This window comes from Chryseobacterium sp. RLHN22, assembly GCF_051011795.1.
GTDB classification, from domain to species: Bacteria; Bacteroidota; Bacteroidia; order Flavobacteriales; family Weeksellaceae; genus Chryseobacterium; species Chryseobacterium zhengzhouense.
Genome location: NZ_JBPCHW010000048.1, coordinates 1 through 4,991, shown reverse-complemented (window position 1 = coordinate 4,991; position 4,991 = coordinate 1). Strand labels below are relative to the sequence as shown.

Genomic DNA, 4,991 nt, shown 5'->3' with positions numbered 1-4,991 from the left:
TTTTCTCCCCCCCCCCCCCCCCCCCCCCCCCCCCCCCCCCGAGGCACATGAAAAAGCAAGTAGTGAAAGCAGGTTCCCGGCTCCTAAAAAAATTGGAATATGGAAGAGTTTGAGGGTTTTGAGAGTTGTGAATCTTAGAGTCTGGGATTATTGAAATAGCTGAATTTTGAATATAAAATTTTGACTGTTTTCCCATTGAAATTTCCGTAATTTTGCAGTATGAATAACGATACCATCTGCGCGCTTGCAACCGCCAACGGAATAGGAGCTTTAGGAATTATCAGGGTTTCAGGAAATGAGGCCTTAACGGTGGTTCAGAAATGTTTTCCTTCAAAAAAACTGCAAAAACAAAAATCTCACACCATTCACTACGGTTATTTCATGGATGGCGAGGAAGCGATTGATGAAGTGATGCTTTCTATTTTTCTGGCACCAAGAACTTTCACAACGGAAAACTCAGTAGAGATTACATTCCACGGCTCGCCGCATATTGGTAAACGTATTCTCGAAACATTAATCAAGAACGGAGCAAGAATGGCAAAAGCGGGAGAATTTACCCTTCGTGCTTTTATCAACGGAAGAATTGACCTTTCTCAAGCCGAAGCGATTGCCGATGTGATTGCGTCAGAAAATGAAGCTTCAAGAAAAGTGGCCATTAATCAGCTAAAAGGAGGAATTACCAATGAAATATCTTTTCTAAGGACAGACTTGCTGAATTTTGTTTCTTTAATTGAGCTGGAGCTGGATTTTGCCGAAGAAGATGTGGAGTTTGCCGATCGGTCCGCTTTAGTAGAATTACTGAATAAAATTGAACTAAAATTAAATTCGCTGATTGAAAGTTTCCAATATGGAAATGCCATTAAAAACGGAACTGCAGTAGCTATCATTGGAAAACCGAATGCTGGTAAATCTACATTGCTGAATGCTTTATTAAAAGAAGAAAGAGCTATTGTAAGTAATATTGCCGGAACTACAAGAGATACAATTGAAGAAATTTTGCACATTAAAGGACATGCATTCCGATTGATCGACACAGCGGGACTGCGTGAAACAATGGATGAAATTGAAGCCATTGGTGTAAAAAAAGCCAAAGAAAAGGTAGAAAACGCCAATATTTTGGTATACTTGGCAGATGCAGGAACTGAAGATTTTTCTGAAGATATCCAGATGATAAAATCTTTATTGAGAGAGGATTTGAAACTGATTATCTGTTCAACAAAAATTGACGAGGTTTCTCCATCAGTCTATGAAAAAGTAGAAGATATTTTCAGAAATGAGATTGCTCATGATTTCGATTTTATTAAGATTTCTGCGCTGGAAAATCAAAATATTCAGGATTTAAAGAATGAATTGTCATCCTACGTAGAACAACCAAAAGCTTCCGAAAGCAATGTGGTGATTACCAATCAAAGACATTTTGAAGCTCTGCAGAAATCTTTAGATGCTGTGAATAAAGTGAAAGAAGCAATTTCTTTCCAAATTTCAACAGAATTATTAGCATATGAGCTAAGAAATGCTCTCGAACATCTTGGTGAGATTTCCGGCGAAGTAACTAATGACGAGATATTGGGAAATATTTTTTCGAAGTTTTGTATTGGAAAGTAACACCATTTTTATTTATCACAATACAGCCGCATCTTTACATGCGGCTTTTAATTTCTAAGTGATTAGCAAATCAGCAACAACCGATATTCTCCTTCATTTTCAATGGGCGCCCGATGGACACAAGGCAAAACTTCTTGTTCGGGATGGTCTACAGCCAATCTCCAGAGATGACCAATACCTAAGTTGGTGGGTTGAGCGTCAGATTTTGGCTCGTAGTGTAAATCAAAAAAATTCTCTTGAAGAAAATAGGCGAAATCCTCTTCATTACCATCATGCAATCGTCTGAGCTTCTCACGGACTTCAGGAATGAGTATTTTTTGCGTAACCTGATGATTTGGAATAATATCACTGGGAGCACCATAATAAGTACATAAAAAAGTATCGCCTCCTATTGGTGAGCGGTCAACGTGATAGGAATAAACATCTGTTGAGATAAAATCAAATTCCTCATCCCGTTCATAATTTTTAAGCAGATTAAGAGATGGAGATGCGCCGAAATCAGTCAATAACTGTAAATCATTTAAAACAATTTCTCTTGCTATACTTCCATTTTGAGACAAATTTAGAGCTAAAAGTTCTGTAACTGAAACTTCTGTAATATTTTCCTTCAATTCAAGCTTTGAAACAATTTCTTTAAAATCTCCTGGCAAATTTCTTTTCCAACAAAGGGCATTTACCATTCCTTTGAAATTGGTATTTATTAATTCGGAAAAAGAAGAAACCACTCTTACCTGATCATTTTCAGAAAATGTATCATTTGTCATACGGGCAAATTTAGTAAAGCTATAATCATCTGCAAAAAAAATAACAGACAACCAAGTTAAAATATTGGTTTAAGATGTATTTCAAAGACATTTAGTAAATAACCCTACCCTTCCTAAAAATATTTTAATCAAAATCCGTAACTTTGCCGCCTACGAAAAATTTTATGGAAAGTATTCAAGTTCACGACAAAACTTTTGTTCCCTATTTAAAGGATGCCGAGATTCAGGAAATTGTAAAAGCAACCGCTTTGAAAATCTACGAAGATTATAAAGATGAAGTTCCTGTTTTTATAGGTGTTTTAAACGGTGTAATCATGTTTTTTTCTGATCTTCTTAAACATTATCCGGGAGAATGTGAGATTGCTTTTATACAGATGAGTTCTTATGTAGGAACTGAATCAACAGGAATTGTTTACCAGAAAATGGAACTGACGAAAGATGTAAAAGACCGTCACATCATCCTTGTTGAAGATATCGTAGATACCGGAAATACCGTGGAGAGTCTTTTCAAATATTTTAAGGAAACTCAACGTCCGAAATCTGTAAAACTGGCTTCGTTCTTATTGAAACCTGAAGTCTATAAAAAAGATTTCAAGCTGGATTATATCGGGAAAGAAATTCCAAATAAGTTTGTTCTTGGATACGGATTGGATTACGATGAATTAGGTAGAAATTTACCCAATCTGTACCAATTGGAAGACGGACAAATCAACCATTAAAATTGCTATCAGCTTCTAGCTTTTGGCTATTAGCTTTTAAAAATTATATCTGAATAAAAAGTAATTATTAATTTAAAAATGCTAAAAGCAAGAAGCAAACCGCCAATTGCCAACAGCGAAACCACATTATGATAAACATTGTTCTGTTCGGTCCTCCAGGAAGTGGAAAAGGTACTCAAGCGCAAAACTTAATCGAGAAATTCAATTTAAAACAAATCTCAACAGGTGATCTCTTCAGGTTCAACATGAAAAATGACACTGAACTTGGGAAACTGGCTAAATCTTTCATCGATAAAGGAGAATTGGTTCCGGATCAGGTAACGACAGATATGCTGATTGATGAAATCAGAAAGCCAACCGATGCCGCTGGATTTATTTTCGACGGATATCCAAGAACGGCGGTTCAGACAGAAGCTTTAGAAAAAATCGTAAAGGAGGAATTAAATGATGAGATCGATGTATGCCTTTCTTTGGTAGTTGAAGATTCAATTTTGGTAGAAAGACTATTAAAAAGAGGAGAAATCAGCGGAAGATCAGACGACAGTAATGTTGAGATCATCGAAAACAGAATAAAAGAATACTACGCAAAAACAGCAGAAGTCGCTGAGCTTTACAAACAACAAGGTAAATATGTAGAAATCAACGGTGTCGGAGACATCAATGAAATCTCTGAAAAGCTTTTTGCGGAGGTAGAAAAAGTAAAATAAAATAATTTGAGATTTGGCGTTCGAGATTTGAAATTGAATCTCAAATTTCAAATCTCAAATTTCAAATTAAAATATGAGCAATTTTGTAGATTACGTAAAGATTCATTGTAAAAGCGGTCACGGAGGTGCAGGTTCTGCCCATCTTCGTCGTGAAAAATATATCCCTAAAGGTGGCCCTGATGGAGGTGACGGAGGTCGTGGCGGGCACATCATCATGAAAGGAAATGCGAATGAATGGACTTTACTTCCCCTTCGTTATACCCGTCACGTAAAAGCGGAACGCGGCGAAAACGGCGGAAAAAACCAATTAACCGGCGCTTACGGAGCTGATGTTTATATTGAAGTTCCCATCGGAACGATTGCTAAAAATGAAGAAGGCGAAATCATTGGTGAAATCATGGAAGACGGCCAGGAAATCATCCTTATGGAAGGTGGAATGGGTGGAAAGGGAAATGAACATTTCAAATCGTCTACCAATCAGACTCCACGATTTGCACAACCAGGAATGGAGGGACAGGAAGGTTACGTGGTTTTTGAGCTTAAAATTTTAGCCGATGTAGGTTTAGTAGGCTTCCCGAATGCAGGAAAATCTACTTTATTATCATCTGTTTCTGCGGCAAAACCTAAAATTGCCAATTACGCATTTACTACTTTGACTCCCAATTTAGGAATTGTTGATTACAGAAATTACAAATCTTTTGTAATGGCAGATATTCCGGGGATTATTGAAGGCGCAGCAGAAGGTAAAGGTCTTGGTCACAGATTCCTGAGACATATTGAAAGAAATTCAATTCTATTGTTTTTAATTCCAGCAGATTCTGAAGACCATTTTCAGGAGTTTAAAATTTTAGAAAATGAATTAAAAGAATACAATCCTGAATTATTAGATAAAGATTTTATCATCTCCGTTTCAAAATCTGATCTTCTGGATGAAGAATTAAAGAAAGAAATCTCTGCAGAATTTCCTGAAAACAGGAAACCGTTATTTTTCTCAGGAGTAACCGGAGAAGGTCTGATGGAACTGAAAGATGCCATCTGGAAAAAACTTCACGGGTAAAAATTTAATTTCATGTCTCGTCCTAAAACTTTGATACAGATTATAGGATAAAAATAATAATTAAACCAAAGCAAAAACGTTTTTGCTTTGGTTTTTAGTTTTATAGGTTTTCATTTTTAATTCAGACTGCTGGTGCATT

General features: G+C 36.5%; 5 protein-coding genes. 4 read left to right on the top strand and 1 reads right to left on the bottom strand.

The genetic code is table 11. The features are described from left to right. Positions 1-219 precede the first annotated feature (219 nt). Positions 220-1,605 (top strand): tRNA uridine-5-carboxymethylaminomethyl(34) synthesis GTPase MnmE, encoded by a 1,386-nt coding sequence (mnmE, locus tag ACR1PN_RS20360; protein WP_433981521.1) that lies wholly within the window; start codon positions 220-222, stop codon positions 1,603-1,605. A 62-nt stretch (positions 1,606-1,667) separates the two neighbouring features. Here mnmE and ACR1PN_RS20355 read toward each other — a convergent pair whose 3' ends face one another. After that, on the bottom strand, positions 1,668-2,369 hold the full coding sequence (locus ACR1PN_RS20355; protein WP_433981520.1) for a DUF1826 domain-containing protein: 702 nt from the start codon (positions 2,367-2,369) through the stop codon (positions 1,668-1,670). 164 nt (positions 2,370-2,533) lie between these two features. Between ACR1PN_RS20355 and ACR1PN_RS20350 the strand changes: the two genes are divergently transcribed. The 3 genes from ACR1PN_RS20350 to obgE all read left to right on the top strand — a co-directional run bounded on the left by ACR1PN_RS20350 (position 2,534) and on the right by obgE (position 4,852). Continuing rightward, complete coding sequence (locus tag ACR1PN_RS20350) at positions 2,534-3,088, top strand: phosphoribosyltransferase (protein WP_378174000.1); 555 nt, start codon at positions 2,534-2,536, stop codon at positions 3,086-3,088. Positions 3,089-3,216: 128 nt separating this feature from the next. Further along, positions 3,217-3,795, top strand: coding sequence for an adenylate kinase (locus ACR1PN_RS20345; RefSeq protein ID WP_433981519.1), 579 nt, complete (start codon positions 3,217-3,219; stop codon positions 3,793-3,795). 73 nt (positions 3,796-3,868) lie between these two features. Then, positions 3,869-4,852 (top strand): GTPase ObgE, encoded by a 984-nt coding sequence (obgE, locus tag ACR1PN_RS20340; RefSeq protein WP_433981518.1) that lies wholly within the window; start codon positions 3,869-3,871, stop codon positions 4,850-4,852. Positions 4,853-4,991: the final 139 nt, after the last annotated feature.

Coding starts and splice junctions, on each gene's coding strand:
- mnmE (WP_433981521.1), top strand. CDS start 220: ATGAATAACGATACCATCTGCGCGCTTGCAACCGCCAACGGAATAGGA.
- ACR1PN_RS20355 (WP_433981520.1), bottom strand. CDS start 2,369: ATGACAAATGATACATTTTCTGAAAATGATCAGGTAAGAGTGGTTTCT.
- ACR1PN_RS20350 (WP_378174000.1), top strand. CDS start 2,534: ATGGAAAGTATTCAAGTTCACGACAAAACTTTTGTTCCCTATTTAAAG.
- ACR1PN_RS20345 (WP_433981519.1), top strand. CDS start 3,217: ATGATAAACATTGTTCTGTTCGGTCCTCCAGGAAGTGGAAAAGGTACT.
- obgE (WP_433981518.1), top strand. CDS start 3,869: ATGAGCAATTTTGTAGATTACGTAAAGATTCATTGTAAAAGCGGTCAC.